This is a genomic window from Mycobacterium venezuelense, from assembly GCF_054919535.1.
This window is the reverse complement of sequence record NZ_JBONDW010000008.1, coordinates 184,546-211,396: the sequence shown is the minus strand read 5'-3', so window position 1 is coordinate 211,396 and position 26,851 is coordinate 184,546. Positions and strand designations below refer to the sequence as shown.

The 26,851-nt window shown below is 66.8% G+C and carries 31 protein-coding genes; 24 read left to right on the top strand and 7 right to left on the bottom strand.

The genetic code is table 11. From position 1 onward, the window contains the following. Positions 1 to 9: 9 nt before the first annotated feature. The 9 genes from ACRCUN_RS15600 (at position 10) to ACRCUN_RS15560 (ending at position 6,302) form a co-directional block, all read left to right on the top strand. Positions 10 to 1,461, top strand: coding sequence for a vWA domain-containing protein (locus ACRCUN_RS15600; RefSeq protein ID WP_462142530.1), 1,452 nt, complete (start codon positions 10 to 12; stop codon positions 1,459 to 1,461). Positions 1,462 to 1,527: 66 nt separating this feature from the next. Then, positions 1,528 to 2,166, top strand: coding sequence for a nicotinate-nucleotide adenylyltransferase (nadD, locus tag ACRCUN_RS15595; RefSeq protein WP_462142529.1), 639 nt, complete (start codon positions 1,528 to 1,530; stop codon positions 2,164 to 2,166). Next, the gene (gene rsfS, locus ACRCUN_RS15590; RefSeq protein ID WP_462142528.1) at positions 2,163 to 2,555 is read left to right on the top strand and encodes a ribosome silencing factor; all 393 of its coding nucleotides are present in this window, start codon (positions 2,163 to 2,165) and stop codon (positions 2,553 to 2,555) included. Before nadD ends, rsfS begins: the two co-directional genes overlap by 4 nt. Next, a complete protein-coding gene (gene gpgP / locus ACRCUN_RS15585; protein WP_462142527.1) occupies positions 2,552 to 3,220 on the top strand; it encodes a glucosyl-3-phosphoglycerate phosphatase in 669 nt (222 codons plus the stop codon). Before rsfS ends, gpgP begins: the two co-directional genes overlap by 4 nt. Then, positions 3,210 to 3,959, top strand: a complete 750-nt coding sequence (octT, locus tag ACRCUN_RS15580) for a diglucosylglycerate octanoyltransferase (protein WP_462142526.1) — start codon at positions 3,210 to 3,212, stop codon at positions 3,957 to 3,959. Before gpgP ends, octT begins: the two co-directional genes overlap by 11 nt. A gap of 1 nt (position 3,960) precedes the next feature. Beyond that, positions 3,961 to 4,797 carry a DegV family protein gene (locus ACRCUN_RS15575; protein ID WP_462142525.1) on the top strand — a complete coding sequence of 279 codons (837 nt, stop codon included), beginning with the start codon at positions 3,961 to 3,963 and terminating at the stop codon, positions 4,795 to 4,797. Positions 4,798 to 4,831: 34 nt separating this feature from the next. Further along, the gene (locus ACRCUN_RS15570) at positions 4,832 to 5,167 is read left to right on the top strand and encodes an ArsR/SmtB family transcription factor (RefSeq protein ID WP_462142524.1); all 336 of its coding nucleotides are present in this window, start codon (positions 4,832 to 4,834) and stop codon (positions 5,165 to 5,167) included. After that, positions 5,164 to 5,649, top strand: a complete 486-nt coding sequence (locus tag ACRCUN_RS15565; protein WP_462142523.1) for an SRPBCC family protein — start codon at positions 5,164 to 5,166, stop codon at positions 5,647 to 5,649. Before ACRCUN_RS15570 ends, ACRCUN_RS15565 begins: the two co-directional genes overlap by 4 nt. Before the next feature lie 8 nt (positions 5,650 to 5,657). Beyond that, complete coding sequence (locus tag ACRCUN_RS15560; RefSeq protein ID WP_462142641.1) at positions 5,658 to 6,302, top strand: maleylpyruvate isomerase family mycothiol-dependent enzyme; 645 nt, start codon at positions 5,658 to 5,660, stop codon at positions 6,300 to 6,302. Here ACRCUN_RS15560 and ACRCUN_RS15555 read toward each other — a convergent pair. Together ACRCUN_RS15555 and ACRCUN_RS15550 are read right to left on the bottom strand one after the other, a co-directional pair. Then, positions 6,262 to 7,314, bottom strand: coding sequence for an NAD(P)H-dependent amine dehydrogenase family protein (locus ACRCUN_RS15555; protein ID WP_462142522.1), 1,053 nt, complete (start codon positions 7,312 to 7,314; stop codon positions 6,262 to 6,264). The two genes, ACRCUN_RS15560 and ACRCUN_RS15555, sit on opposite strands and share 41 nt — an antisense overlap. 62 nt (positions 7,315 to 7,376) lie before the next feature. Beyond that, a complete protein-coding gene (locus ACRCUN_RS15550) occupies positions 7,377 to 7,754 on the bottom strand; it encodes a hypothetical protein (protein WP_462142521.1) in 378 nt (125 codons plus the stop codon). Between the two features lie 100 nt (positions 7,755 to 7,854). Between ACRCUN_RS15550 and ACRCUN_RS15545 the strand changes: the two genes are divergently transcribed. The 6 genes from ACRCUN_RS15545 to holA all read left to right on the top strand — a co-directional run bounded on the left by ACRCUN_RS15545 (position 7,855) and on the right by holA (position 13,709). Continuing rightward, a complete protein-coding gene (locus tag ACRCUN_RS15545; RefSeq protein ID WP_462142640.1) occupies positions 7,855 to 8,604 on the top strand; it encodes an SPFH domain-containing protein in 750 nt (249 codons plus the stop codon). Between the two features lie 2 nt (positions 8,605 to 8,606). Continuing rightward, complete coding sequence (locus tag ACRCUN_RS15540) at positions 8,607 to 8,996, top strand: DUF6841 family protein (RefSeq protein ID WP_462142520.1); 390 nt, start codon at positions 8,607 to 8,609, stop codon at positions 8,994 to 8,996. Between the two features lie 71 nt (positions 8,997 to 9,067). After that, positions 9,068 to 10,267, top strand: coding sequence for a hypothetical protein (locus tag ACRCUN_RS15535; RefSeq protein WP_462142519.1), 1,200 nt, complete (start codon positions 9,068 to 9,070; stop codon positions 10,265 to 10,267). Between the two features lie 111 nt (positions 10,268 to 10,378). Beyond that, positions 10,379 to 11,182, top strand: coding sequence for a ComEA family DNA-binding protein (locus ACRCUN_RS15530; protein ID WP_462142518.1), 804 nt, complete (start codon positions 10,379 to 10,381; stop codon positions 11,180 to 11,182). Next, the gene (locus tag ACRCUN_RS15525) at positions 11,179 to 12,708 is read left to right on the top strand and encodes a ComEC/Rec2 family competence protein (RefSeq protein WP_462142517.1); all 1,530 of its coding nucleotides are present in this window, start codon (positions 11,179 to 11,181) and stop codon (positions 12,706 to 12,708) included. The genes ACRCUN_RS15530 and ACRCUN_RS15525 overlap by 4 nt, the downstream gene beginning before the upstream one ends. 38 nt (positions 12,709 to 12,746) lie before the next feature. Continuing rightward, a complete protein-coding gene (gene holA / locus ACRCUN_RS15520) occupies positions 12,747 to 13,709 on the top strand; it encodes a DNA polymerase III subunit delta (RefSeq protein ID WP_462142516.1) in 963 nt (320 codons plus the stop codon). A 34-nt stretch (positions 13,710 to 13,743) separates the two neighbouring features. Here holA and rpsT read toward each other — a convergent pair whose 3' ends face one another. After that, positions 13,744 to 14,004 (bottom strand): 30S ribosomal protein S20, encoded by a 261-nt coding sequence (gene rpsT / locus ACRCUN_RS15515; RefSeq protein WP_067847077.1) that lies wholly within the window; start codon positions 14,002 to 14,004, stop codon positions 13,744 to 13,746. A 233-nt stretch (positions 14,005 to 14,237) separates the two neighbouring features. On the opposite strand from rpsT, the gene ACRCUN_RS15510 reads away from it, so the two are divergent. From ACRCUN_RS15510 to ACRCUN_RS15500, 3 genes are read left to right on the top strand one after another with little or no spacing between them, the layout of a single operon-like run. Beyond that, positions 14,238 to 15,878, top strand: a complete 1,641-nt coding sequence (locus tag ACRCUN_RS15510; RefSeq protein WP_462142515.1) for a circularly permuted type 2 ATP-grasp protein — start codon at positions 14,238 to 14,240, stop codon at positions 15,876 to 15,878. 9 nt (positions 15,879 to 15,887) lie between these two features. Next, positions 15,888 to 16,865 carry an alpha-E domain-containing protein gene (locus ACRCUN_RS15505; RefSeq protein WP_462142514.1) on the top strand — a complete coding sequence of 326 codons (978 nt, stop codon included), beginning with the start codon at positions 15,888 to 15,890 and terminating at the stop codon, positions 16,863 to 16,865. Then, positions 16,866 to 17,705 carry a transglutaminase family protein gene (locus tag ACRCUN_RS15500; protein WP_462142513.1) on the top strand — a complete coding sequence of 280 codons (840 nt, stop codon included), beginning with the start codon at positions 16,866 to 16,868 and terminating at the stop codon, positions 17,703 to 17,705. Here the strand turns inward: ACRCUN_RS15500 and ACRCUN_RS15495 are convergent. Next, complete coding sequence (locus tag ACRCUN_RS15495) at positions 17,689 to 18,549, bottom strand: ribonuclease Z (protein ID WP_462142512.1); 861 nt, start codon at positions 18,547 to 18,549, stop codon at positions 17,689 to 17,691. The genes ACRCUN_RS15500 and ACRCUN_RS15495 overlap by 17 nt on opposite strands. A 63-nt stretch (positions 18,550 to 18,612) precedes the next feature. After that, positions 18,613 to 19,638: an aldo/keto reductase gene (locus tag ACRCUN_RS15490; RefSeq protein WP_462142511.1), complete on the bottom strand. Its 1,026-nt coding sequence runs from the start codon at positions 19,636 to 19,638 to the stop codon at positions 18,613 to 18,615. 155 nt (positions 19,639 to 19,793) lie between these two features. On the opposite strand from ACRCUN_RS15490, the gene ACRCUN_RS15485 reads away from it, so the two are divergent. Next, positions 19,794 to 20,225 (top strand): CBS domain-containing protein, encoded by a 432-nt coding sequence (locus tag ACRCUN_RS15485; protein ID WP_462142510.1) that lies wholly within the window; start codon positions 19,794 to 19,796, stop codon positions 20,223 to 20,225. 123 nt (positions 20,226 to 20,348) lie between these two features. Further along, a complete protein-coding gene (locus ACRCUN_RS15480) occupies positions 20,349 to 20,957 on the top strand; it encodes a GNAT family N-acetyltransferase (protein ID WP_462142509.1) in 609 nt (202 codons plus the stop codon). Positions 20,958 to 20,984: 27 nt separating this feature from the next. Here the strand turns inward: ACRCUN_RS15480 and ACRCUN_RS15475 are convergent, their stop codons facing one another. Together ACRCUN_RS15475 and ACRCUN_RS15470 are read right to left on the bottom strand one after the other, a co-directional pair. Then, complete coding sequence (locus ACRCUN_RS15475; protein ID WP_462142508.1) at positions 20,985 to 21,233, bottom strand: DUF6480 family protein; 249 nt, start codon at positions 21,231 to 21,233, stop codon at positions 20,985 to 20,987. Between the two features lie 43 nt (positions 21,234 to 21,276). After that, entirely contained in the window at positions 21,277 to 21,891 is a 615-nt protein-coding gene (locus ACRCUN_RS15470) for a type II toxin-antitoxin system PemK/MazF family toxin (RefSeq protein ID WP_462142507.1), read from the bottom strand. An 80-nt stretch (positions 21,892 to 21,971) separates the two neighbouring features. Here ACRCUN_RS15470 and lepA point away from each other — a divergent pair, with 80 nt between their 5' ends. From lepA to ACRCUN_RS15450, 4 genes are all read left to right on the top strand, one after another. Next, on the top strand, positions 21,972 to 23,846 hold the full coding sequence (lepA, locus tag ACRCUN_RS15465; protein ID WP_462142506.1) for a translation elongation factor 4: 1,875 nt from the start codon (positions 21,972 to 21,974) through the stop codon (positions 23,844 to 23,846). Positions 23,847 to 23,934: 88 nt separating this feature from the next. After that, entirely contained in the window at positions 23,935 to 24,699 is a 765-nt protein-coding gene (locus tag ACRCUN_RS15460) for a sensor domain-containing protein (RefSeq protein WP_462142505.1), read from the top strand. Between the two features lie 63 nt (positions 24,700 to 24,762). After that, positions 24,763 to 25,473 (top strand): sensor domain-containing protein, encoded by a 711-nt coding sequence (locus ACRCUN_RS15455; RefSeq protein WP_462142504.1) that lies wholly within the window; start codon positions 24,763 to 24,765, stop codon positions 25,471 to 25,473. Between the two features lie 70 nt (positions 25,474 to 25,543). After that, positions 25,544 to 26,848: an NtaA/DmoA family FMN-dependent monooxygenase gene (locus ACRCUN_RS15450; protein ID WP_462142503.1), complete on the top strand. Its 1,305-nt coding sequence runs from the start codon at positions 25,544 to 25,546 to the stop codon at positions 26,846 to 26,848. Positions 26,849 to 26,851: the final 3 nt, after the last annotated feature.

Genomic DNA, 26,851 nt, shown 5'->3' with positions numbered 1-26,851 from the left:
CAACGACTGATGGCGTCGCGCCGGATCCGACCACCCCAGCCGCTGGCCCCGCACGGTCTGCCGGGCCATCTGGTGGAATTCGTCGAAGCCCTTCGCGGGCAGGGCATTTCGGTCGGGCCGTCGGAGACGGTCGATGCCGGGCGTGTCATCACGGTGCTGGGCCTGGGTGACCGTGAGGCGTTGCGCGAGGGCATCGCATGCGCGGTGTTGCGCCGCGCCGACCACCGCGATACCTATGACGCGATGTTCGACCTGTTCTTCCCGGCGGCACTGGGTGCGCGCACGGTGATCGACGACGATGCCTCGAACGGTCCGGCTGAAGACGACCAGCATCTGCCGCCCGAAGACATCGAGGCGATGCGCGCGGCACTGGTACAGATGCTCACCGACAACGAGGAGCTGGCCAACCTCGACGATCGACTGGCGGCGATGATCGCCCAGATCGTCGAGGCCTACGGCCGCTACAACTCCAGCCGCGGCCCGTCGTACTCGTCGTATCAGGCGCTCAAGGCCATGAGCCTCGACGATCTGGAAGGCCGCCTGCTGGCCGGGCTACTCGCCCCGTACGGCGAAGAACCCACACCCACGCAGGAGGAGATCGCCAAGGCGCTGGCCGCCCAGCGCATCGCGCAACTGCGCAAGATGGTCGAGTCGGAGACCAAACGCCGCACCGCCGAACAGCTGGGCCGCGAACACGTCCAGATGTATGGGGTGCCGCAGCTGGCGGAGAACGTCGAGTTCCTGCGCGCCTCCGGCGAACAGCTGAAGCAGATGCGCAAGACGGTGGCTCCGCTGGCCCGCACGCTGGCGACCCGGCTGGCCGCGCGCCGCCGACGGTCCCGCGCCGGGGAGATCGACCTGCGTAAGACGTTGCGCAAGTCGATGTCCACCGGGGGCGTGCCGATCGACGTCGTGCTCAAGAAGCCGCACCCGGCCCGGCCCGAACTCGTGGTGCTGTGTGACGTCTCCGGGTCCGTCGCGGGCTTCAGCCACTTCACCCTGATGCTGGTGGCCGCCCTGCGCCAGCAGTTCAGTAGGGTTCGCGTCTTTGCCTTTATCGACACCACCGACGAGGTCACCGAACTGTTCGGGCCGGAGTCCGATCTGGCCGTCGCCGTCCAGCGCATCACGCGCGAGGCGGGTGTGTACACCCGCGACGGACACTCCGACTACGGGCACGCGTTCGTGTCCTTCCTCGACAAGTACCCCAACGTGCTGTCGCCGCGGAGCTCACTGCTGGTCCTCGGCGACGGCCGCAACAACTACCGCAACGCCGAGGCCGAGCTGCTGGCGCACATGGTGTCGTCCAGCCGCCATGCGCACTGGCTCAATCCCGAGCCCAAGCATCTCTGGGGTAGCGGGGACTCCGCGGTGCCGAAATACCTCGATGTCATCCCGATGCACGAGTGCCGTTCGGCCAAGCAGCTGGCCGCGGTCATCGACGGGTTGCTGCCGGTCTGAGTGGCGGGAGCCTTCGCATTTGCGTCGGTGCGGGCGCGCGTCGACGCTGCCGTAAGCTGGCTATTCGTGGCTTCTCGACGCAGGCTCGGCGTGATGGGTGGGACGTTCGATCCCATTCACAACGGGCACCTGGTGGCGGCCAGTGAGGTTGCCGACCTGTTCGACCTCGATGAGGTCGTGTTCGTGCCGACCGGTCAGCCGTGGCAAAAGCACGATCGACGCGTCACCGAGGCGGAGGATCGCTACCTCATGACGGTCATCGCCACCGCGTCCAATCCGCGGTTCTCGGTGAGCCGCGTCGACATCGACCGTGGCGGTCCGACCTACACCAAAGACACCCTGCGCGACCTGCGCGATTTGAACGCGGACGCGGATCTGTACTTCATCACCGGTGCTGATGCGCTGGCGTCGATCCTGTCCTGGCAGAACTGGGAGGACCTGTTTTCGATGGCGAGATTCGTCGGCGTGAGCCGGCCTGGGTACGAGCTCGACGGTAAACACATCTCCGCGGCGTTGCAGGAACTACCGCCCGACGCGCTCAAACTTGTGGAGGTGCCTGCGTTGGCGATTTCGTCGAGTGACTGCCGGAGGCGGGCCGAGCAGTCTCGGCCGATCTGGTATCTGGTGCCCGATGGCGTGGTGCAGTACGTGGCCAAGCGTGGCCTCTATACCGCCGACGCGACGAACGCGGGGGCGGCCCGATGACCGCCACTGCCGAAGCCGTCGACATGGCCACCGTCGCCGCGCAAGCCGCCGCCTCCAAGCTTGCCGACGACGTCGTGGTCATCGACGTGTCGGGTCAGCTCGTGATCACCGACTGCTTCGTCATCGCGTCAGCCTCGAATGAGCGTCAGGTCAACGCGATCGTCGACGAGGTCGAGGAGAAGATGCGCCGCGCCGGCTACAAGCCCGCCCGCCGGGAAGGCACCAGGGAAGGTCGCTGGACGCTGCTCGACTATGTCGACGTCGTGGTGCACATCCAGCACCAGGACGAACGTAATTTCTATGCACTGGACCGGCTGTGGAAAGACTGCCCGCTGGTGCCGGTGGATCTCGATCAGCAGCCGGACGCGCCGGACGGAGACGCCGAATGAGGGTGCGCCGCCTGGTCATGCTGCGTCACGGTCAGACCGAGTACAACGCCGGGAGCCGGATGCAGGGGCAGCTCGACACCGAGCTGTCGGACCTGGGGCGGGACCAGGCGGCCGCGGCTGCAGAGGTGCTGGCGAAGCGCCAGCCCCTGTTGATCGTGTCGTCGGATCTCAAGCGGGCGCTGGATACCGCGGTGACACTGGGCGATCGCGCCGGAATCTCGGTCGAGGTCGACCAGCGGCTGCGCGAGACTCATCTCGGCGACTGGCAGGGTCTCACCCATCTCGAGGTGGACGCCGCGGCGCCGGGTGCGCGGCTGGCCTGGCGCGATAACGCGCGGTGGGCGCCCCACGGCGGCGAGAGCCGCGTCGACGTCGCCGAACGCAGCATGCCCGTTGTGGCGGAACTCGTTGCCGAACAACAGGAGTGGGGGATCGACGGGCCAGAGCGCCCGGTTGTGCTCGTCGCTCACGGTGGGCTCATCGCGGCTCTGACTGCCCGCTTGCTGGGGCTGCCCGTCGACAACTGGCCCGTGCTGGGCGGTATGGGCAACGCGAGCTGGGTTCAATTGTCCGGGCATTCCGCCGACGACGCGGAGTTCCCGGCGATCCGGTGGCGGCTGGACGTGTGGAACGCGTCGGCTCAGGTTGCCAACGATGTCCTCTGAGCGCTCCGCCGAGCGCAGGCCGGTGCTGTTGGTGTTCGCCGACTCGCTGTCCTACTTCGGCCCGACCGGCGGATTGCCGTCCGACGATCCGCGCATCTGGCCCAACATCGTGGCAGATCAACTCGATTGGGATCTGGAGCTCATCGGCCGGATCGGTTGGACGTGCCGCGATGTGTGGTGGGCTGCGACCCAGGACCCACGGTCGTGGGCGGCCCTTCCCCGTGCCGGCGCGGTGATCTTCGCGACGAGCGGCATGGATTCGCTGCCCTCGCCGCTGCCGACGGCGTTGCGTGAGCTGATCCGCTATGTGCGTCCGGCGTGGCTGCGACGCTGGGTCCGCGACGGCTATGGTTGGGCCCAACCACGTCTTTCGCCAATTGCGCGGTCGGCGCTGCCGCCGCACGTGACGGTCGAATACCTTGAGATGACGCGCAGCGCAATCGATTTCAACCGGCCCGGGATACCGGTGGTGGCCTCGCTGCCTTCGGTGCACATCGCCGAGACTTACGGCAAGGCGCATCACGGCAGGGAGCCGACGGTGCGGGCGATCACGGCCTGGGCGGAGGAGCACGATGTCGCACTCGTCGACCTCAAGGCCGCGGTCGCCGACGAGGTGCTCAACGGCCGCGGCAACCCCGACGGGATCCACTGGAACTTCGAAGCCCATCGCGCAGTCGCCGAGCTGATGCTCAAAGGTCTCGCCACAGCCGGTGTGCCACACGAGAATTCCGCCGACTGACATGACGGTTGTAGTGGTCACCGACTCGTCGTCGCGGCTGTGCGAGGAACAACGCGAGAAGTGGCAGATCCGGCAGGTGCCGTTACACGTACTCGATGACGACGCTGATCTGCGCGACGGCATAGACCCGGTACCGTCCGATGTCCACGACCGTGCGAGGGTCACGACCTCCGGTGCGACACCGAAGGAACTCGCTGACGCGTACCGGCAGGCGCTGGCTGACAGCGGCGGCGATGGCGTTGTCGCCGTTCATATTTCGGCTGCGCTGTCGAGCACCTACAGTTCGGCGGTGCTCGCGGCCCGCGAATTCGGCCAAGCGGTGCGGGTCGTGAATTCGCGGTCGGCGGCCATGGGGGTGGGTTTCGTCGCGCTTGCCGCTGCGCAATCTGCCGGCGCGGGCGCCGATCTTGACGCCGTCGAGGCCGCGGCGCGCGCCGCGGTCGGACATGGACACGCATTCATCGTGGTGCACCGGCTCGACAACCTGCGCCGCAGCGGCCGCATCGGAACGGCCGCGTCCTGGCTCGGCACCGCGCTGTCGCTCAAACCGTTGCTGCGCCTGGATGTGGACGGCCGGCTCGTATTGTCGCAACGGATCCGGACCGTCTCGAAAGCGCATGCGGCCCTCGTCGATCAGGTCGCGGAAGTGGTCGGGGACCGGCGGGCGAGCGTGGTCGTGCACCACGTCGACAACCGCGACGCCGCCGATGAAATCGGTGCGGCGCTGACCGCCCGGCTTCCGCAGATCGCATCGCTCACGGTCACCGACATGGGGCCCGTGCTGGCGGTCCACGTCGGTGGTGGCGCGGTAGGGGTGGCGGTCGAGGTATATCCGTAAGTCGTCACTAACGGTTGACGTTGACTTACCGTTAGTGCACACTTACCGAGTGTCCGCATCCGCATCCGCCGTCCTCGACGCGCTCGGTGACAAGACTCGCCGGTCGATCCTCGAGAAACTCGCCGACGGTCCGGTGGCGGTGGGCGTCCTCGCCGACCAATTACCCATCTCGCGTCCCGCCGTCTCGCAACACCTGCGGGTGCTCAAAGACGCCGACCTTGTGGTCGAGTCGATCGCGGGCACCCGGCGGCTGTATCGCGTGAACGAGGCGGGGCTTGTGGCGTTGCGTGACTATCTCGACCGGTTCTGGGTGCAGGCCTTGGCCGGTTTCAAAGAAGCCGTAGAGCGCCGGGAAGGAGACCCCACATGAGTCAGGCCAGGCTGGGAACCATCCGCCACGACATCGTGGTCAATGCACCGCTTGAGCGGGCGTTCCGCGTATTCACCGAGCAGTTCGGCGATTTCAAGCCCCGCGAGCACAACCTGCTGACCGTGCCGATCGCCGAGACCGTCTTCGAGGCGAGACCTGGCGGGAGAATCTACGACCGCGGCGTCGACGGCAGCGAATGCGCGTGGGCGCGCGTCATCGCACTGGATCCGCCGAACCGGGTCGTGTTCACCTGGGACATCGGCCCCACCTGGCAAATCGAAACCGACCCGGCCCGCTGTAGCGAAGTCGAAGTGCGGTTCATCGCCGAGTCGGAGACGCGCACGCGTGTCGAACTCGAACATCGTTACATCGACCGGCATGGAGATGGTTGGCAGGCCGTCGCTTCCGGAGTCGACGGCGACGCCGGCTGGCCGCTCTACCTCAGCCGCTACGGTGCGCTCGTGGAGAGCGGGGATTCGTGAACTCGACCATGCAGCTCGCGCGCGACGAGCGCACCGAGTTCGCCGACTTCCTCGACGGTCTGACGCCACAGCAGTGGGACAGTCCCACGCTGTGCGGTGACTGGCGGGTCCGCGACGTCGTTGCGCACGTGATCGGCTACGACGCGCTGAGCCGCGGCGAGTTGATCCGTCGCATGGCGAAGGGACTTGTCACGCGCGGTGGCGCCAACGCGGTCGGCGTCGCCGAGGACGCCGGCAAACAGCCCGGTGAGCTCATCGCACTGTTTCGGCGCTACGCCGAGCCGAGAGGCTTGACCACCGGCTTCGGCGGGCGGATCGCACTCGCCGACGGCATGATCCACCAACAGGACATACGTCGGTCACTGGAGCTGCCGCGGGTGATTCCGCCGGACAGGTTGCGCGTCGTATTGAACTTCGCGATCTGGGCACCGCCGCTGCGGGGCGGACTACGGACGCGCGGACTACGGCTCGTCGCAACAGATCTCGGTTGGGCGTGGGGTCGCGGACCAGAGGTGCACGGCCCCGGTGAGGCGGTGCTCATGGCGATGGCAGGCCGAGGCGCTGCGTTAACGGATCTGGACGGGCCGGGCAAGGACAAGCTCGCCGGCCGTCTCAGCCCGCGAAGCGCCCCGAGATCGGGGGCAGGTCTTTGAGCGTGACGATCCCGGGCGGGGCGGCCACCACGGCGGGCACGGCGTTGGTGACGGGCAGCGCGGTGTAGATCATTCCGAGTCCCATGAATCCGGGCTCGGTCCAGTCCTTGGGCGGCAGGCAGTGCAGCACCGTGCGCATGTTGGGCAGGCCGAAAACCTGGATGACATGGCCGTGCTCAAGGGGTTTGGGCGGCGTGACCTGGTCACCCATCGTCCAGTTAAACCCGACGCTGACGACGTTCTTGTCGCCGACCCAGCCGCGGTGGTAGCCGTACACGCCCGCGACAGTGCCCGCGGGAATCTGCATGAAGCCCAGATCGGAGTCGCCGGTGGCAGCGGTGAACGTGACGTCGAACGTCATCCGATCCAGCGTCGCGCCGATGGCATCGGCCATCATCGCAGCGGACTCGGCGAACACCTCACTCTCGCGCCGCACGCTCTCCGCCAAACCCGGGGTTTCGGGATCCTGCGAGAAACCCATGGCGGTCTGGGTTCCGGCCGACTCGTACGTCGAGCAGTCCACCGACTCCGTGATCCGGATTTCGTCGACCCGCTCGCATGACCCGGACAGCACCATGCCGACCATGTTCGTCATACCGGGATGAGCGCCGCTACCGAAGATTGTGGAATTGCCTGTCTCGCAGGCCTTCCGGATACGCTGTAGATCTTCGGGCGTCTGCTTGCCCCCGGTGATCCAGGCCGCGCTGGAACACACGTTGACTCCGGCCGACAGCAGCCGGGTGAGCTCGTCGATATCCGGCCACAGCGGGTTGTAACAGCACGCGTCCGGCTTGAGCTCGAGCAGTTCGTCTACGGAATTGGTGGCCAGCACCCCGGTCGGCTCGGGCCAGCCCGCCAGCTCGGCGGCGTCGACACCCACCTTGTCCGCACCGTGGGCGTATACGCCGACCAACTCCATGTCGTCGCGGCCGATGATGGCGTGCAGTGAACGCCGGCCGATGTTGCCGGTGGTCCACTGAACCACGCGTAGCGGCTGCTGCCCTGCGGTCATGAATCGTCTCCTCGATGAGCCTGTCCAGTGCAGTAGACACTATCGAGAAGGTTGTTCACCGACTACTGGCTCTGCCGGACCGTCGTGTCGCGGTGCGGCACCTTCACATAGCCCGGCCCGTTGCCGTTGACGTAGTTCGACAGGCACCCGGGGAGATCCCGGCACGCGATGATGGCTCCCGCACTAGGCGACGAACCGATGACGGTCGGTGGTTCGACCACCAGATCGCAGTTGGTTGGGAAGGGGGCGCCCACGGCATCGAGTCCGATGTATATGCCGCTCGGGCATGCGTTGGCGACCGGGGCAGGCATTGCCGTGGTTACGCCGACCAGTGGGCCTGCGGTGAGGAGGGCGACGGCGACGAGTCGCCGGACACCGCGCGAGCGTGCACGCGCCGCGTCTTGGCGGCCATCGTGGCGGGAGGCACCTCGGCGTCGCACAATCGAATTATGGGGCAAACGCGCCCACTTTGACTCCATGAATCGAGGTCAGATCATGGACATGGTCTATTCGCTCAGCATCGCCACCGTCGCGGTGCTGATGGTGGCCTGGGTCTGTGTCAACAACATCCGCGTGGTCAAGCAGTACGAGAGGGGCGTAATTTTCCGCTTCGGCCGGGTTCAAAACCACGTCCGGTCACCCGGTCTGACGATGTTGATACCGGTCGCGGATCGGCTGCAAAAGGTCAACATGCAGATCATCACGATGCCTATCCCCGCACAGGACGGCATCACCCGCGACAACGTGACGGTGCGGGTCGACGCGGTCATCTACTTCAACGTGATCGATCCGGTCCGCGCGGTGGTCGACGTCCAGGACTACATGTCGGCGATCGGGCAGGTGGCGCAGACCTCGCTGCGGTCGATCATCGGCAAGAGCAATCTGGATGACCTCCTGTCGAACCGTGAGCGGCTCAACCAGGGCCTGGAACTCCTTATCGACAATCCGGCGGTGAGTTGGGGCATCCACATCGACCGCGTCGAGATCAAGGACGTGGTGCTGCCGGACTCCATGAAGCGATCGATCGCGCGGCAGGCCGAGGCCGAACGGGAACGGCGAGCGCGCGTCATCACCGCCGACGGAGAACTGCAGGCCTCCGAAAAGCTCGCCGCGGCTGCCGATGTCATGGCGGCTGAGCCAGCTGCACTGCAATTGCGGCTGCTGGAGACGGTCGTCGAAGTGGCTGCCGAGAAGAATTCCACCGTGGTCCTGCCGTTCCCCGTCGAACTACTGCGGTTCTTGGAGCGTGTGACGCCAGGGCCATCGTCGTCCACCCGCGCGGTCGGCTAGCCATGGCGATCGATGCGGGCTGGTTTCAGACATACTTGTCCGCCTTCGTGGCGTGCGCCCGCGGCGACGGCGACTTGGCGGCCCTACTGCGGCACTACGGATGTCCGCTGATCATCAGCAGCGACGACGGCGTTGTCACCCTGACCACCGAGGAGGATCTGGCCGCCGTCATGCAGGGCGAACTCGACGGCTTACGGGCCATCGGATACGACCACACCGATGTGGTGCACTTGGAGCTCACGTCGCTGAACTCGACGTCGGCACTGATCCGGGGTACGTTCTCGCGCCGAGATCGCCATGGCCACGAGCTCAATTGCCCGACAGTGACGTATCTGGTCACCGAGGACGGGGCCGGGCCGCGGATATCGGTGCTCGCCGCGCACGGCGGCTGAGCGTTGAACCTTTCACCGTCGAAGCCCGTGTGTAAGGGCAGTGTCCGGAACACAACTCTTTGGGGGCAGACGTGTATGCGCGCATCCAGTCCACCGTCCTGACCACCGTCGCGGCCGCCGGAGCGGCAGCGCTTGTCGCCGCACCGGTGACAGCGCCGCCCGAACTGCATGCGCCACCTCTGGTCAACGCTCAGGTCCAACTCACCGCGTCACCGCCCCTCGGCGCCATCCCGTTGGCTTTCCTGCGTAACCAGGTCCTGTATTGCAGCGTGATCTGCCCGTTCGTCGTGCAGGGGGCGGTCACCGTTCCGCTGGCGGCGATACAGACGCCTGCGACATTCCTCAATGCGTTGGCGGCCACGAGCTCACTACCGCGGGCGATCGGCACGGCCGCGGCATCGGTCACCGGTGCCGCCAACGACGCCGCCGAGGGCATCATCCTCAACGACGTCAACCGTGTTGTGCCGAAGGCCTTCAACACCCTGGAGATCGCGGTCGTGCAGTTGATGCGGGTAGGTTCGGCAGTGTTCACGCCCGCCGACTTCCCCGCGGCCGTCAACACTGCTCGCGAAACGGTCCTGGCGGCGCTCAACCAGCCGCTTCCGGGGCCCGGAGTGCCGGTGCCGACCGAGACCGGAGCTGAGACGCTGCCCGAGGTCGTCGCGGTCGAGGCCATCAAAGTCACTGCCGCCGTGGCCTTCCAAGCCGGGGAGTTGCTGCTGCTCGGTGTCGTGCAGACCGTCGATGCCGGTGCGCAGGAGCTGGCCCGCTCCGGTGACCCGCTGGCCGCGCTCAGCGCGGCGGCCGCACAAGCCACTGATGTCGTCAATGTGGCGTCCGACATCGTGTCGGACTCGGTCGACACCGCTGTGACCAACATCCGTGGAGCGCTTGACAACTCATTCCGGGCAGCCGGCCCGGATACATCGACCACCGCAGTGCGGTCGATCTCGGAGCGTTCGACCGATGCCCCGCCACACACCGTCAGGATCCATCGAGAGGCGGGCGGCGGGCCTGTCTCGACGACTTCGGTGCCCGAGCCTGCCATGACGGCAGAGCCTACCGACAAACCCGAGCCGTCCAAGACAAGGCAGAACAGCAAGACGGCCGATCGACCGGTGCGCAAGCTGGTTCGTGACGTGAGCCGAACCGTCAAATCGGTCACCGATTCGCTGTCCGATGCGCCACGGAAGTCGTTGCAGCACAAGAAGTCGGAGGATTCCCGCGAGAATCGACCGGCCCACGATCGCACCGACAAGCACGCAGGGTAGCCGAACCCGCGGAGGGCCAGGTTATCCACAGATCGGTTTTCATCCACAGCCAGGCGCTTGGGCCGGTCCGCACGGCCAGAATCGTGGGCATCCGGGGCTACCGTCGCGGGCATGGGAACCGAACTGCCCGTGCAGCGGCTGCGACGCCGGCTCGGCGCGCCCGACGACGCGGACGACACCGCAGCGGGCGAACCACAAGTTTCGGACACCACGCTGTCGCGGTGGCTGCCCGACACCACCAACACCGAATCCAGAGGGTGGCTGGCCGCCGTACGCGCCGACCCGGGACGCACCGGGGTCGTGGCACTTGCCGCCGTCGGCGTGCTCGCGGTGCTCGTCACGGTCTTCACCCTCATCCGCGACGATCCGCCCCCCGTGACAGCCGCGAACCTGCCACCGGTGCAGATGGTTTCGTCGGCCAGTCCGACACCGGCGGATTCGGCACCGGACGGCCCGATGGTGGTCAGTGTCGTCGGCCTCGTCCACAAACCCGGTTTGGTGACCCTGGACTCCGGCGCCCGGATCGCCGATGCGCTCACCGCGGCAGGAGGGCCGCTCGACGGCGCCGACCTGATCGGTTTGAACATGGCCCGCCGGGTTGCCGACGGCGAACAGATCGTCGTGGGTATCGCCGCCCCACCCGGAGAACCGGCGACGATGGGCAGTTCGATTGCGGGGGAGACGTCGACCCCGGCACCCGCGGCTCCGGCGGATGATCCGGCGAGGCCGGTAGATCTCAACACTGCGACGGTCGAGCAACTCGACGCGCTGCCCGGCATCGGTCCCGTGACCGCCGAGGCGATCCTGGCCTGGCGCGCGGCCAACGGCCGGTTCGCGAGCATCGATCAGCTCGGCGATGTCGACGGGATCGGCCCCGCCCGGCTGGAGAAGCTGCGCGCGCTGGTCCGGGTGTGACATCGCCGACGACGGCGGCTGACGGTGACCGCCTCGATCTGCGCCTGGTCCCCGCGGCGCTGACCGCGTGGTCGGTGACGGCCGCCGGAACCCTGTGGTACGTCACCGGATCCGTCGTTGCGCTAGTGGCCGCGACGCTGCTCACTGCTGCGGCTGCGAAAGGTGCTGGGGCGGTGCGGGCTGGCACCGCCGTCCTCGCGGTCGTGGTCGTCGGCGCGGGCTTCGCCGCTGCGATCGGGCTGCGGGCATATCAGCTCCGGCACCATCCGGTCGCCGACCGGTACGGGACGACCGCCGAAGTGACGGTCATGCCGAGCGAGACCCCGCGCGTCGTCAAAGGCGGGAGGCTGATGTTCCGCGGTGCGCTCTCGGCGCTCGGCACCCACTCAGTGTCGGGCCGCGTCCTGGTATTCGCGCCCGTCGCAGGCTACTCCGACGTCGCGCCCGGGCGGTCAACGCGATTTCGTGCGGCGATCACCAGGCCAATCCGGCGCGATCTCACCGTGGCCGTGCTCTCGGCGACGGGTCAGCCTTCGATCGGCGAAGCGTCGGCGGTACAGCGCGGCGCGCAACGCATCCGAGCGGATTTCGCTGACGCGGCGCGCGCCGCGCTCCCTGCCGATCAAGCCGCGATGCTGCCCGCCCTGGTGCTGGGCGACACCGCGACCGTCAGCGGGCAGACCACCGCACAGTTCCGGGCAGCCGGGCTGACACATCTGACAGCGGTGTCGGGCGCCAACGTCACGATCGTGTGCGGTGCGCTGCTGCTGACGGCGTCTTTGGTAGGTCCACGGCTGGCTGTGGTGTTGGCGGCTCTCGGCCTTCTCGGCTTCGTCGTCGTCGTGCAACCGTCGGCCAGCGTGTTGCGCGCCGCGGTGATGGGCGCCGTCACGCTGCTGGCGGTGCTGACTCATCGGCGGCGTCGCGCCATCCCGGCGTTGGCGGCCAGCGTTCTGGTGCTGATGATCGCGGCGCCCGAACTCGCCGTCGACGCCGGATTCGCGTTGTCAGTGTGTGCGACAGCGGGCATCGTCGTCATCGCGCCGGTGTGGTCGCGGCGGCTCGAGGCGCGAGGCTGGCCCCGCCCGGTGGCGGCCGCCGTCAGTGTCGCGGTGGTCGCGCAACTGGTGACCGCCCCGCTCGTCGCGGGGATATCGGGCACCTTCAGTGTGGTGGCGGTCGCGGCGAATATGGCAGTCGCCGCGGTCATTCCGCCCATCACCGTGCTGGGGACGGCGGCAGCGGCCATGGCGGCAGTGTGGCCCGCTGGCGCGCAACTGCTGATCCGCTTCACCGGACCCGAGTTGTGGTGGCTGCTTTCGGTCGCGCGGTGGGCATCCGCGGTGCCGGGTTCGACGGTGCCGACACCGTCGGGGCTCGCGGGCGTGGTGTCGGTGGCCGCCGGTGGTATCGCGCTGTCGGTGCTGTGGCGGTTGGGTTGGGCACGCCGGTGGATGGGCCGGAGTTTGTTCGTGCTGACGTTCGGGCTGCTGGCGTGGACGCTCGCGGGCGCACTCCAAACCTGATTGTGAGCGGTGTCGGGCCGCCGTGAAACGATCATGAGGTGAGCCAACAGGCCGATGGGCTGCACCTGGTGTTGGGTGATGAGGAACTGCTGGTCGAGCGTGCAGTGGCGCAGGTGCTGCGTGACACCCGAAAGCTGGCCGGGTCCGACGACGTGCCGGTGGACCGCTTACGCGCCGGCGACGTCAGCACCAGCGAGCTCGCCGAGCTGCTGAGCCCGTCGTTGTTCGCCGAACAACGTCTGGTGGTCCTGGAGGCCGCGGCGGAGGCGGGCAAGGATGCGGTCGCGCTGATCGCCTCGGCGGCCGCCGATTTGCCACCGGGAACAGTGTTGGTGGTGATCCACTCCGGCGGTGGACGCGCGAAGGCTCTGGCGGATCAGCTGAAAAAGCTTCGCGCACAAGTACATCCGTGTGCGCGCATCGTGAAGCCGGCCGAGCGCGCGGATTTCGTGCGGAACGAGTTCCGTGCGCTGCGCGCCAAGGTGTCCGATGACACCGTCAATGCGGTGCTGGACGCCGTGGGCTCCAATATCCGGGAACTGGCCGCGGTGTGCTCACAACTGGTCGCCGACACCGACGGGCAGGTCGACGCGGCCGCGGTGCGCCGCTATCACAGCGGTAAGGCGGAGGTGAAGGGCTTCGACATCGCCGACAAGGCGGTGCTAGGCGACGTGTCCGGGGCGGCCGAGGCTTTGCGCTGGGCGATGCTGGCCGGCGAGCCGCACGTGGTGTTGGCGGATGCGCTTGCCGAGGCCGTGCACACGATCGCCCGGGTTGGGCCGCTGTCCGGTGATCCGTACCGCCTGGCCGGGGAGCTCGGCATGCCGCCGTGGCGCGTGCAGAAGGCGCAGAAGCAGGCCCGTCGGTGGTCGCGGGATTCGGTGGCCGAAGCCATGCGCGTGGTTGCCGCGCTCAATGCAGACGTAAAGGGCGCAGCGGCAGATGCCGACTACGCCCTTGAGGCCGCGGTGCGCCGGGTGGCGGAGCTCGCCGCCCGGTGAACCGGGCATGCAGCCTGAGAGTAAGAAGTGAAGATCAGAGCTTGTTGAGGGCGAGCGCCAGCGCCGACTTCTTGTTGGCGGCCTGGTTGGCGTGGATGACGCCCTTGCTGGCGGCCTTGTCGAGCTTGCGGCTGGTCGACACCAGCAACTCGGCGGCCTTCTCCTTGTCGCCGGCCTCGACGGCCTCGCGGAAGCCACGCACGGAGGTACGCAGCGACGACTTCACCGACTGGTTGCGCAGCCGACGACGCTCGTTGGTGCGGATGCGCTTTTCCTGCGACTTGATGTTGGCCACGAAGAAGTTCCTTCTAATTCTCTAGCTGGGGTTACCGAAGTCTGTGTGTGCCCACCGTTCCGCGGGCAGCGACTGCTCAGGGTACCAGTGCCACGCCCGAACTCCCAAAGCGCCGACCATTGGACGCCGGGCTTTGCACCCAGTTCTACCACTACAACCCGCCCTTTGGCCTGCCGAAACGGCCGCTGTCGTTGATCCGGCGAAAAGCCCGCAGGTGGTGCAGCATGTTGGGGATGAGCCTTCGAACCGTCGCTTCCGAGAGGCCGGCTGAGTCCGCCCGGTCGCGCAGCACCCCGCCGGCGCGTGTCAAACATCGCGGCGTCTTCGACGGTTACAACCGCCTGGGGCGTTACTCCGAGGCGTTCGACGAGATGTTCGATGCGGCCGGCAACGTCCGGGGACCGTACAAGGGCATCTTCGCCGAGCTTGCTCCGTCCGACGCCTCGGAGTTGCAGGCCCGGTCGGAAGCGCTGGGCCGGGCTTTCATCGACCAGGGCATCACGTTCTCGCTGTCGGGTCAGGAACGGCCGTTCCCGCTCGATCTCGTACCGCGGGTGATCTCGGCGGCCGAGTGGTCGCGGTTGGAGCGCGGCATCACCCAGCGCGTCAAGGCGCTGGAGATGTATCTCGACGATATCTACGGCGAGCAGGAGATTCTGCGTGACGGGGTCATCCCGCGCCGGCTGGTCACCTCCTGTGAGCACTTTCACCGTGAGGCCGCGGGCATCGTTCCGCCCAACGGCGTGCGGATCCACGTCGCGGGTATCGATCTGATCCGCGACGCCAAGGGCGACTTCCGCGTACTCGAGGACAACCTGCGTTCGCCGTCGGGGGTGTCCTACGTGATGGAGAACCGGCGGACCATGGCGCGGGTCTTCCCGAACCTGTTCGCGACCCATCGCGTGCGAGCGGTTGGCGACTACTCGTCGCACCTGCTGCGGGCCCTGCGCAACGCGGCACCCACCAACGTTGCCGATCCCACCGTCGTGGTGCTGACCCCGGGTGTCTACAACTCGGCCTACTTCGAACACTCACTGCTGGCCCGCCAGATGGGTGTCGAGCTGGTCGAGGGCCGCGACCTGTTCTGCCGTGACAACGCGGTCTACATGCGCACGACCGAAGGCGAGCGTCAGGTCGACGTGATCTACCGGCGCATCGACGACGCGTTCCTGGATCCGATGCAGTTCCGGCCCGACTCGGTACTTGGCGTCGCGGGCCTGCTCAACGCGGCCCGGGCCGGCAATGTGGTGATCTCCAGCGCGGTGGGCAACGGTGTCGGCGACGACAAGCTCGTCTACACCTACGTGCCGACCATCATCGAGTACTACCTCGGTGAGAAGCCGGTGTTGGCCAACGTCGACACGTACCGGTGCTGGCTGGACGACGAACGCGAGGAAGTGCTCGACCGGATCGACGAGCTGGTCATCAAACCGGTCGAAGGCTCGGGCGGGTACGGCATCGTGTTCGGGCCCGACGCGTCGGCCAAAGAGTTGACGGCCATCGCCAAGAAAATCCGCAACGATCCGCGCGGATGGATCGCCCAGCCCGTCATGCAGCTTTCGACCGTTCCCACCCAGATCGACAGCAAGCTGGCCCCGCGCCATGTCGACCTGCGCCCGTTCGCGGTCAACGACGGGAATGACGTGTGGGTGCTGCCCGGCGGGCTCACCCGCGTGGCGCTGCCCGAAGGCTCGCTGGTGGTCAACTCCAGCCAGGGCGGTGGTTCCAAGGACACGTGGGTGCTGGCATCGCGGACATCGGTCGCGGATCGCGAGCTGGCCGCCGCGGAGGTGGTTCGGGCATTGCCCAAAACGGCAAAAGGGCCCAAAGCCGACGGCGTACCCGACGGCTCGTCGTCCCAACAGCAGCAGTAGGGGGCAGACATGTTGGCACGCAATGCCGAATCGCTGTACTGGATCGGACGCTACGTGGAACGCGCCGACGACACCGCGCGCATTCTCGACGTCACGATCCACCAGCTGCTGGAGGATTCGAGTGTCGATCCCGACCAGGCATCACGAACACTGCTGCGGGTGCTCGGCATCGAACCGCCCAAAGACCGTCTCGATGTCTGGTCACTCACCGACATCGTCGCGTTCAGTCGCGACACCTACGGAGGGGCCTCGATCGTCGACGCCATCTCGGCCGCCCGGGAAAACGCCCGAGGCGCCCGCGAGGTCACCTCGACCGAGATCTGGGAGTGCCTCAACACCACATACAACGCGCTCGCCGAACGCGAACGGGCGGCCAAACGCCTTGGGCCGCATGAATTCCTGTCGTATGTCGAAGGGCGGGCGGCGATGTTCGCCGGACTGGCGGACTCGACGCTGAGCCGCGACGACGGTTACCGCTTCATGTTGCTGGGCCGGGCGATCGAGCGCGTCGACATGACGGTGCGGCTGCTGTTGTCCCGGGTCGGGGACAGCGGCTCGTCGCCGGCGTGGGTGACGCTGTTGCGCTCGGCGGGTGCGCATGACACCTATCTGCGCACGTACCGCGGAGTGCTCGACGCCGGACGGGTCGTCGAGTTCATGATGCTGGACCGGCTTTTCCCGCGGTCGATCTTCTTCTCGCTGCGGCTGGCTGAGATCAGCCTCGACGAACTGCTCAACCGGCCGCACAACCGGCTCGGGGCGACCGCCGAAGCGCAGCGGCTGCTGGGCCGGGCCCGCAGTGAGCTCGAGTTCATGCAGCCGGGTGTGCTGCTGGAATCCCTCGAAACCCGGTTGGCCGGGCTGCAGAAGACCTGTCGCGACGTCGGAGATGCGTTGGCGCTGCAGTATTTCCACTCCGCGCCATGGGTGGCCTGGACCGATGCCGGGCATGGCGATGCGTTGGTGATCGAAGAAGGGGAGCTCTAGATGTGGCGTATGCGGGTCGTGCACTCAACTGGCTACGCCTACCGCTCGCCGGTCACCGCATCCTTCAACGAGGCACGCCTGACCCCGCGTTCGGATTCCCGGCAGAACGTGATCCTCAACCGGGTGGAGACCGTGCCCGCCACGCGGTCTTACCGCTATGTGGATTACTGGGGCACCGCGGTGACGGCGTTCGATCTGCACGCGCCGCACACCGAACTGGAGGTCACCTCGGCTTCGGTGGTCGAGACCGAGGTCGGCGAGAAGCCGGACGAGTTGGTGGGCTGGGAGGATCTTCGGTCCGAGGCGGTGTTCGACCGGTTCGACGAGGTGCTCAGCCCGACTCACTACACGCCGCGCAGCAAGCGCATTCAGCGTGTCGGTGAGCGCATCGCCAAGGAGAACGATCCCCACGACGCCGTGATCGCCGTGGCGCAGTGGGTGCGCAGCGAGCTCGACTACGTGCCGGGCACCACCGGCGTCCACTCGTCCGGTCTCGACGCGTTGCGCGAAGGCAAGGGTGTCTGCCAGGACTTCGCGCACTTGACGCTGATCATGTTGCGGGCCATGGGTATTCCGGCGAGATACGTGTCGGGTTACCTGCACCCCAAGCGCAAGGCGACGCTGGGCGACACCATCGACGGCCAGAGCCACGCGTGGATTCAGGCGTGGACGGGTGGCTGGTGGAATTACGATCCGACAAACGACGTAGAGATCAACGAGCAGTACATCAGCGTCGGGGTGGGTCGCGATTACGCGGATGTGGCTCCGCTCAAGGGAATCTACTCCGGCGAGGGCTCGACGGACCTCGACGTGGTCGTGGAGATCACCCGGCTGGCTTGACGCAGACCCCCGGATGCACCTCGACGCGGTGCAGATCGTCGCCGAGTTCGATCTGCCGGTCGAATTCGCTGGCGGCCAGCGCGCGCCATTGATCTTCTCCGCCAGGGGCAATGGCAGGCACGTAATGGGTGAGCACGAGAATCCCGACGCCGGCCCTTGCCGCGGTCGCCGCCGCCTCCTGTACCGACGAGTGGTAGTCGCAGATGTCGCGGATCCGTTGCTGCGGAAGGCCTTCGATGAGGTCTTTACGGATCGCGGTGTGCACGAGCGCACCCGCGCCCGCCGCGAGCCGGTCCAGGCTGTCGCACGGCACCGTGTCACCGGCCAGCACCACCGAGGCGCCGCCGTGCTCGATGCGGAATCCGATGGTCGGTGCCACTGGCCGGTGGTCGGTCGGTGCGACGCGAATGTGAACGCCGTGGTCGTCCCACACCACCCCGTCGGTGTATTCGCGAACCTCGACCGGCGGGGGACCGGTGAGGTCGGCGTGGTGGGCGATGCGGTAGCCGATATCGAATCCGAATGCCTTGAGCGTCGCTTGTACGACCTCAGCGGTTCCCGGCGGGCCGATGATCGGCAGCGGCGGTGCATCAGGGGTGAACGTGGTGACCCAGCGCGTGATGATCACGTCACCGAGATCGGTGATGTGGTCGCTGTGCAGATGGGTGAGCAGCAGCGCGCTCAACCGGTTGGCGCCCGAACCGGCCGCCGCAAGGCGCTGCTGGACGCCACGGCCGCAGTCGACAAGAAAGGTCTGGTCACCGGTGCGCACCAGGGTGGCCGGGCCGGCCCGGTCGGGATCGGGGATGGGGCTACCGGTGCCGAGGAGCGTGACCTCGATCATGGCGTCATTCCTACCGGTTCCCGGACCGGGACACGCTGAAAACCGCGGTGCGAAGTCCGTTCGTTATTCGCGTCCGGCCGACACCCAGTTGAGGTCGCTGAAGCGATCACCCGATACGGCCGCCCCCGCGGTATCCAGCGCCGTCAGTTGCTCGGGTGTCAGCGTCACCGACAATGAGCCGAGGTTCTCCTCGACGCGCGCGGCGCGTCGCGTGCCAGGGATCGGCGCCGAGGCTATTCCGAGCGCCTCAGCGCGATAGCGCAGCCACGCCAATGCCACCTGCGCGGCGGTCGCCCCCACCGACTCGGCGATCGACCGGATGGCGTCGACCACCGCAAGGTTGGCGTCCAGCGATCCCTCGGCGAACCGGGGCATGGTCTTGCGGGGGAAATCGTTGGGCGACGCCAGATCGGCGGCTGAGCGCAGTGTCCCGGTGAGAAACCCGCGGCCCAGCGGCGAGTACGGCACGAAGCCCACGCCCAACTCGGCGGCCGTCGGGACGACGTTTCGCTCGACATCGCGGCTCCAGATCGACCATTCGCTCTGCACTGCCGCGATCGGATGGACTTCGACGGCCGCGCGCAACTCGTCGGCGGTCACTTCGGACAGACCAAGGTGGCGTACCTTGCCCGCGGCGACCAATTCGGCCATCGCGCCGACGGTCTCCTCGATCGGCACCTTCACATCGCGGCGGTGCATGTAGTAAAGGTCGATGACGTCGGTTTGCAGCCGCTGCAGGCTTTCGTCGATGCTGCGCCGCACGTACTCGGCGTCGCCGCGCACCGTGGGCCGTCCGGCGGCCCGGTCGGCCGGATTGCCCTCGATCCCGAACTTGGTCGCCAGGGTGACCTCGTCGCGCCGGTCGGCCAGCAGCTTGGCGATCAGCTTTTCGTTTTCCCCGCCGCCGTAGATGTTTGCGGTGTCGATGAATGTGACACCCAGATCCAGGCAGCGGTTCAAGGTGGCCAGCGACTCGGCGTCGTCCACCTCGCCGTAGACCGGGGTCAGTGCCATTGCTCCGAAACCTATTGCGCTGACGGCCAATCCGTCGCCGAGCTGGGTTGTGGGTACCGAATGCGAAGTGCTCATGTGCCGTTCCCTCGTTCGATGGTCACCGGGGTTCGCGACGGTGCAGCCCATCAGTGCTCCGATTTATTCCGACGGGGCGACGCGAGGAAAGCCCTTTCGCAGCGCTCGTCGCCGACCTAGCCTGGTGTGAGGTGCATCACGATCGGAGGCGGGCGATGCGAATCGCAGATGTGCTGAAGAACAAGGGCACGGCGGTGGTCACGATCTCGCCGGAGACCACGGTGACCGAGCTGCTGGCGGGCCTCGCCGAGATGAACATCGGCGCCATGGTCGTCATCGGGCCGAGCGGCCTGATCGGCATCGTCTCGGAGCGCGACGTCGTTCGCAAACTTCACGAGCGCGGAAGCAGTCTGCTGGCGCAGCCGGTGTCAGAGATCATGACGACTGTCGTGGCGACGTGCACGCCACGTGACACCGTCGACCATCTCAGCGTGCTGATGACCGAGAACCGGGTGCGACACATCCCGGTCCTCGACAACGGCAGACTGGCCGGCATCGTCAGCATCGGTGACGTCGTCAAGACCCGCATGGAGGAGCTGGAAGCCGAACAGCAGCAGCTGCAGGCCTACATCACCCAGAGTCGCTGATCGCTCGGTTCCACTGTGGCCCAGCCGCATTCGTCAGCGAGACTGCGGTTCTTGACGGATTCAGGCCGATTTTCGTCAAAAACCGTAGGGTCGCGGCGACGGCATGTGTGCGATTGTGGTCGGGTGGCCGCCGTCGATGTCCGCCCCGCAAGCAAACCTGACCTCAAGCAGCTCGGTGCCGTCCTCGGCCGGGCTTTCTACGACGACCCGGTGATGAAGTGGGTGCTCGCCGACGATGCGCGCCGGTCCAAGGGCCTGCCGAAGCTGTTCGCGACCATCACGCGCCATCACTTCCTGAGCCGCGGGGCTCCCGAGGTGGCAAGCCGCGACGGCGTCATCGGTGCGGCAGCACTGTGGGACGGTCCGGGTCGATGGAAGCAGACGCAAGCCGAGGAGCTGCGAATGTTGCCTGCCCTGTTCTTCGCGTTCGGGCGTGGCATGGGTCGCGGGCAGCAGGTCGTCGAGCTCATGAAGGAACATCACCCGGAGGAGCCGCACTGGTATCTGGCGGTGATCGGGAGTGATCCCACGGTGCGCGGCGGCGGTTTCGGCCACGCCCTGATGCGGTCGCGGCTGGATCGGGTGGACGCCGAGCACGCCCCGGCCTATCTCGAGTCGAGCAATCCCGACAATGTGCCGTACTACATGCGGTTCGGTTTCGAGGTCACCGGTGAGATCCAGTTGCCTGATGGTGGGCCCATCATGACGCCGATGTGGCGGCAGCCACGGTAGCGCTGATGTGGCGGCAGCCACGGTGACTCAGTCGAACACCCCGGTCATGTTCAAGATGAGCAGCACACCGGCGGCGATGAAGAATGCCAGCAGAACCGCGAGCCCGACGATGGCCGCGACGGACGTGGGCGTGACCTTGTTCTTCGGGCGCGGTTCGGGTTCGCCGAGTCCCGAGGTCTGGCCGGAATCCGGCGGGGTGGCCCCGGGCGTCACGCCGCCTCCGGGCTCCAGGTCGGGAGTTCTGGCCGGATCGGGATCGGGCGGTTGCGCGGTCATGGGCATTGAATGCCCGCTCGCGCCGAATTAATACCCCGGGCCGTCAACTCCAGGAGTATTCGGTGCGCAGGCGCGCGGCGACCACTTCGAAGCGGTCGCGATCGAGGATGGCGCCTTCGCGGCGGATGCCTTCTTCGGGCACGTCGAGCACGCGGTCGAGCCGGACCCAGCTCTGCCTGCCGTCGTAGTCCCAGGTGCCGGTCCCGATGCCGACCCAGTCGGGGTCGTCGTGGTGATAGTCCTGGCTGGAGAGCATGAGCCCGAGCAGGGTGCGCTGGTCACGGCCGACGACGAGCACCGGGCGGTCCTTGCCCTTCGTCGGGTCGTCTTCGTAGACGACCCAGGTCCAGACGATCTCGCCCGGATCGGCGCGGCCGTCGAGGTCTGGGGAGTAGACGAGTTTTCGGGCCCGATGCGCGGTCGGGACACTGTGCTTGGACACCGGGCGGCCCGCGGTGATGGCGGGGGCCTTGTCGCCGGGCCCGCCCGCCAAAACCTCGAGTCCCAGCTTGATGCCCTGCTGGATGCCCTGCTGGATGCCTTGCTGAACGGTCCGCGGGACGTTCTCGGGCCGTTGCAGTTGGCGGACGAGCTTGGGCGCCTCGTTGAACACGAGGTTCTCCGCGAATTTCTGGAACGTCTTCCACTGCGACGCCATGTGACGAGCATAGGGCAGCCCGGCGACACCGCGATTGTGTCGCGACGGTCGTTGCTCGATACCCTGGAGGCGCACACGACGTGCCCGAGACCCACGCTCACCAGGAGATTCCCATCAGCAGCTTCGCCGACAAGACGTTCACTGCGCCGGCGCAGATTAGGAACTTCTGCATCATCGCCCACATCGACCACGGCAAGTCGACGCTGGCGGACCGGATGCTGCAGCTCACCGGCGTCGTCGACGACCGGTCGATGCGTGCGCAATACCTGGACCGGATGGACATCGAGCGTGAGCGTGGCATCACCATCAAGGCGCAGAATGTGCGGCTTCCCTGGAAGGTCGGTGACGACGAGTTCGTCCTGCACCTGATCGACACACCCGGCCACGTCGACTTCACCTACGAGGTGTCGCGGGCCCTTGAGGCGTGCGAAGGCGCGGTGCTGCTGGTCGATGCGGCGCAGGGCATCGAGGCGCAGACGTTGGCGAACCTCTATCTGGCGCTGGACCGCGATCTCACGATCATCCCGGTGCTCAACAAGATCGACCTGCCCGCGGCGGATCCGGAGCGGTACGCCGGTGAGCTTGCCCACATCATCGGGTGCGAGCCGTCGGACGTCCTGCGGGTGTCCGGCAAGACCGGTGTTGGTGTGGCCGAGCTGCTCGACGAGGTGGTCCGGCAGGTGCCGGCCCCGACGGGCGACGCCGATGCTCCCGCGCGGGCGATGATCTTCGACTCGGTCTACGACATCTACCGCGGTGTCGTGACCTATGTGCGTGTCGTCGACGGCAAGATCACGCCGCGCGAACGCATCGCGATGATGTCGACCGGGGCCACCCACGAACTGCTCGAGGTCGGCATCGTCTCGCCCGAGCCCAAACCCAGCGAAGGCCTGGGTGTCGGCGAGGTGGGGTACCTCATCACCGGCGTGAAGGACGTTCGCCAGTCCAAGGTCGGTGACACCGTGACGACGGCCCGCAAGGGCGCGACGGAGGCCCTGACCGGCTATCGCGAGCCCAAGCCGATGGTGTACTCGGGTCTGTATCCGGTGGACGGGTCGGACTATCCCGACCTGCGCGATGCGCTCGACAAGCTGCAGCTCAACGACGCCGCGCTGACGTATGAGCCCGAGACGTCGGTGGCGCTGGGCTTCGGCTTCCGGTGCGGCTTCCTCGGTCTGCTGCACATGGAGATCACCCGCGAGCGCCTGGAACGGGAGTTCAACCTCGATCTGATCTCCACGTCGCCCAACGTCGTATACCGGGTCATCAAGGATGACGGATCGGAAATCGTCGTGACGAATCCGTCGGATTGGCCGGAAGGCAAGGTCCGCGAGGTCTACGAGCCGGTGGTCAAGACGACGGTGATCGCGCCGAGCGAATTCATCGGCACCATCATGGAGCTCTGTCAGTCGCGGCGCGGTGAGCTCGGCGGCATGGATTACCTGTCGCCGGAGCGCGTCGAACTCCGGTACACGATGCCGCTCGGGGAGATCATCTTCGATTTCTTCGATTCGCTGAAATCCCGCACGCGCGGTTACGCCAGCCTGGACTACGAGGAGGCCGGCGAGCAGCAGGCCGATCTCGTGAAGGTCGACATTCTGCTGCAGGGCGAGGCCGTCGACGCGTTCAGCGCGATCGTGCACAAGGATTCGGCGTCGGCCTACGGCAACAAGATGACCACCAAGCTCAAAGAGCTCATCCCGCGTCAGCAGTTCGAGGTGCCGGTGCAGGCCGCCATCGGCTCGAAAATCATTGCCCGCGAGAACATCAGGGCGATTCGCAAGGACGTGCTCTCGAAGTGCTACGGCGGTGACATCACCCGTAAGCGCAAGCTTCTGGAGAAGCAGAAAGAGGGCAAGAAGCGGATGAAGACCATCGGCCGGGTCGATGTCCCGCAGGAGGCGTTCGTCGCCGCGTTGTCCACTGACGCGGCGTCCGACAAACCCAAGAAGTAGTCGCCGCACGGGTGCGGTTGGCGCGTTTGCTGGCGGCCGGACCGTAGTAGGGTCAGACGACGGTGTCTGATGTTGGGGGTGACTGCTGATGACCGCAATCGGCAAACTCGGGTTGCTGATGGCGACCCTGGTCCTCGCGACCGGTTGCACCAGGATGGTCGACGGTGCGGTGGAGCCGGCGCCAGACCTGGCGCCGAAGCCGCTCACCGGGCAGAACGTCGCCCAGGCGCTTCCCGAGATGGACGAGCTCACCGACATCCTCGAGCAGCAGCTCAAGGAAGACACTTACGTGGACCCACGGTCGGGTGGTCTTGACGATATGCCGGACGGGCTCGCCACGGAAAGCGATGCGTCGCCGCACGATTGTGTCGGCGCGGTGACCCCCATGCAGCGCAGCACATACGAATCCGCTGCAGTCACCGACATCGCAGGCGAGCAATGGGAAGGCGATGAACCCGGCGGGGCCGTGCTCGCGGCCGAGGCCGGCGTGGTGGCACTCGACAGTGTCGCCAGCGCCAATGAGCTCTTCGACGCGTTCGCCGAGCAGTGGCAGGACTGCGAGGGCACGACCGTGACGATCGTCAAGGAGCAGGTGCGTGGCGGCTACTTCACCGACACGGTTTCCGATGTGCGGGTTGAGGATTCGATCGTCGCGGCGACCGTAGACTTCGGACATACGATCGACGGCTCGTCGAGCCCCGTGGCGCGGGCACTCGGGGTGCGCGCCAATTGCCTTGTCGAGGTGGACGTGGCGTTCTTCAGCAACCCGTCGAGCCGAAAAGGCGGCGACGTGGAAACCAGCGCGATCGAGATCGCGCGGTTGATGATGGACAAGATCAGCGAACTCAGTTGACCGTCGGGGTCGATTAGGCCTAGTAGTCCCGCGAAGATTCGCTCGGTCAGCGACAATGAGCACGTGGCCATCACGACGGGTATGACCCGGCTGTGCGCGACGGGTGTCGCGATGATTCTTTCGGGACTGTTGTCGGGATGCGTCACCACGGTGACGGGTTCGGCGATGCGCGATCCGGACGCGCCGCCTTTCGAGACGACGCTGACGGAATCCGACCTCGACGAGGTACTGGTCCCGGTCGAAGAGCTCAACGACATCGTCGGGTCGTTCGATCTCGAGGTGACCCTCGAACTCGATGAGCTCAACGACAACTCCGAAGCGGTATCAGACCCCGAGTGTCTGGCGGCCGCGTTCGGCGCGCAGGAACTCGTGTACGGCGACACCGGATGGACCGCGCTTCGCGACCAGATCGTGCGCGAACCGGGCGACGACAACCCGCACTGGATCGAGCAGGCTGTCGTGCTCTACCCGTCCTCTCAAGAAGCGCGGGACTTCTTCGATACCTCGCAGGCCACCTGGGACAACTGTGTGGGTTCGATCGTCACCTACAACCAGGACGACCAGCCGTTGGAATGGGCGGTCAGCGAAGTCACCGCCGAGGAGACCACCATCAGCCAGATGTCGACGCCCGAGGGCGCGCCCAGCGGCGGCTGCCATCACGCGTTGTCGGTGGCGTCCAATGTGGTCGTCGAGGCATGGGCATGTGGCGACGACATCGTCGACCAAGCCAGTGAGATCGCCGGCCAGATCGTCGCGAACATCGAGAAGATCTAGCTGGCGGGTGATTTCGTCGCGATGAGCGCAACCCTCGGCCATTGGACGATGACGCCGTAACGTCGCCGGAGTGCCAAGAGAGCTACATCTGCTGGCCTTCGGTAACACCCGGTCAGCCGGCCCGTGGCGGCATCCCGACGTCGACAACAGCACCGCAGGAGTGCGGCGCCGCTTGTTCGAACATGCCAGAATTGCCGAAGCCGGCACGTTCGACGCGTTGTTCTTCGCCGACGGGCTGAACTACGGGCCACCCGCAACATGGGCGTACAAGACCACTGAAGATTTCGAGCCGCTCACCACAACCGCCGCGTTGTCGTCGGTGACCGAGCGCATCGGTCTGGTAATCACCGGATCTGCGACGCTTGCCCATCCGTATCACCTTGCCCGCCAGCTCCTTTCGCTGGACCACCTGAGCGGCGGCCGGGCCGGTTGGAACCTGGTGACCAGTTTCGCGCGTGCCGCCGCCGACAACTTCAGCGCGAACGGGGTCCGCGCCCACGACGAGCGCTACGTCATCGCCGAGGAGGCGCTCGATGTCGTCCGGAAACTGTGGGACGGCTGGGGTGAGGACACCATCGTCGAAAACCGTGCGGCGGGGATCTTCAACGACGTCAACAGTATTCGCCCCGCCGACCATCACGGCCGTTACTTCGACGTGGCCGGACCGATCGGCGCGGCACGATCACCGCAGGGGCAGCCGGTGCTCTTCCAGGCCGGATCCTCGGAGACCGGACGGGCATTCGCCGCCACGCACGCCGAAGTGATCTTCACCAGTCATGGCAACCGGAGTCGAGCCGAGGAGTTCTATCGGCAGATCCACCAGGAGTCCCGTCGGCTCGGACGGTCGAAGCCTCCGTTGATCACCCCGTCGCTGCGCTACGTCGTCGGCTCCACCGACGAGGAGGCCCGGCGCGCCGAACGCGAGGAGTACGAGTATTTCAGCCCCGAGTACCAGGCGGGCTGGCTGCTCGAAGTCGACGTCGACGTCACGGGTGCGGACCTGGACGGTCCCGTCCCGGCTTCGGCCTTCCCCGAGCACACCGAGACCCACCAGACCGCGCTGGCCGGTTACCGCCACCTCGCGACTGACGGGAACCCCAGTGTGCGGGAGTTCCTGTACCGCACCGTGAACGGATGGGGCGCCGCGGTGGTGGGCACCCCGGAGCGCATCGCCGACGAGATCGAGGAGTGGTTCACCGCGGGAGCCGCCGACGGGTTCGTCCTGCGAGACACGGGTTTGCCCGGGCAGAGCGCGTTGTTCGTCGAGCAGGTGGTCCCGGTGCTGCGCAAGCGTGGCCTGTTCCGCCATGAATACGCCGGAACCACGCTGAGATCGCATCTGGGGCTGGACGTTCCGCAGAGGCCGACGCGGTGACCG

Excerpts from the sequence above, each read along its gene's own strand:
- ACRCUN_RS15600 (WP_462142530.1), top strand. The coding sequence starts at position 10 with ATGGCGTCGCGCCGGATCCGACCACCCCAGCCGCTGGCCCCGCACGGT.
- rsfS (WP_462142528.1), top strand. The coding sequence starts at position 2,163 with ATGACCGCCACTGCCGAAGCCGTCGACATGGCCACCGTCGCCGCGCAA.
- gpgP (WP_462142527.1), top strand. The coding sequence starts at position 2,552 with ATGAGGGTGCGCCGCCTGGTCATGCTGCGTCACGGTCAGACCGAGTAC.
- octT (WP_462142526.1), top strand. The coding sequence starts at position 3,210 with ATGTCCTCTGAGCGCTCCGCCGAGCGCAGGCCGGTGCTGTTGGTGTTC.
- ACRCUN_RS15575 (WP_462142525.1), top strand. The coding sequence starts at position 3,961 with ATGACGGTTGTAGTGGTCACCGACTCGTCGTCGCGGCTGTGCGAGGAA.
- ACRCUN_RS15565 (WP_462142523.1), top strand. The coding sequence starts at position 5,164 with ATGAGTCAGGCCAGGCTGGGAACCATCCGCCACGACATCGTGGTCAAT.
- ACRCUN_RS15560 (WP_462142641.1), top strand. The coding sequence starts at position 5,658 with ATGCAGCTCGCGCGCGACGAGCGCACCGAGTTCGCCGACTTCCTCGAC.
- ACRCUN_RS15555 (WP_462142522.1), bottom strand. The coding sequence starts at position 7,314 with ATGACCGCAGGGCAGCAGCCGCTACGCGTGGTTCAGTGGACCACCGGC.
- ACRCUN_RS15545 (WP_462142640.1), top strand. The coding sequence starts at position 7,855 with ATGGTGGCCTGGGTCTGTGTCAACAACATCCGCGTGGTCAAGCAGTAC.
- ACRCUN_RS15540 (WP_462142520.1), top strand. The coding sequence starts at position 8,607 with ATGGCGATCGATGCGGGCTGGTTTCAGACATACTTGTCCGCCTTCGTG.
- ACRCUN_RS15530 (WP_462142518.1), top strand. The coding sequence starts at position 10,379 with ATGGGAACCGAACTGCCCGTGCAGCGGCTGCGACGCCGGCTCGGCGCG.
- ACRCUN_RS15510 (WP_462142515.1), top strand. The coding sequence starts at position 14,238 with ATGAGCCTTCGAACCGTCGCTTCCGAGAGGCCGGCTGAGTCCGCCCGG.
- ACRCUN_RS15505 (WP_462142514.1), top strand. The coding sequence starts at position 15,888 with ATGTTGGCACGCAATGCCGAATCGCTGTACTGGATCGGACGCTACGTG.
- ACRCUN_RS15500 (WP_462142513.1), top strand. The coding sequence starts at position 16,866 with ATGTGGCGTATGCGGGTCGTGCACTCAACTGGCTACGCCTACCGCTCG.
- ACRCUN_RS15495 (WP_462142512.1), bottom strand. The coding sequence starts at position 18,549 with ATGATCGAGGTCACGCTCCTCGGCACCGGTAGCCCCATCCCCGATCCC.
- ACRCUN_RS15490 (WP_462142511.1), bottom strand. The coding sequence starts at position 19,638 with ATGAGCACTTCGCATTCGGTACCCACAACCCAGCTCGGCGACGGATTG.
- ACRCUN_RS15485 (WP_462142510.1), top strand. The coding sequence starts at position 19,794 with ATGCGAATCGCAGATGTGCTGAAGAACAAGGGCACGGCGGTGGTCACG.
- ACRCUN_RS15475 (WP_462142508.1), bottom strand. The coding sequence starts at position 21,233 with ATGACCGCGCAACCGCCCGATCCCGATCCGGCCAGAACTCCCGACCTG.
- ACRCUN_RS15470 (WP_462142507.1), bottom strand. The coding sequence starts at position 21,891 with ATGGCGTCGCAGTGGAAGACGTTCCAGAAATTCGCGGAGAACCTCGTG.
- ACRCUN_RS15460 (WP_462142505.1), top strand. The coding sequence starts at position 23,935 with ATGACCGCAATCGGCAAACTCGGGTTGCTGATGGCGACCCTGGTCCTC.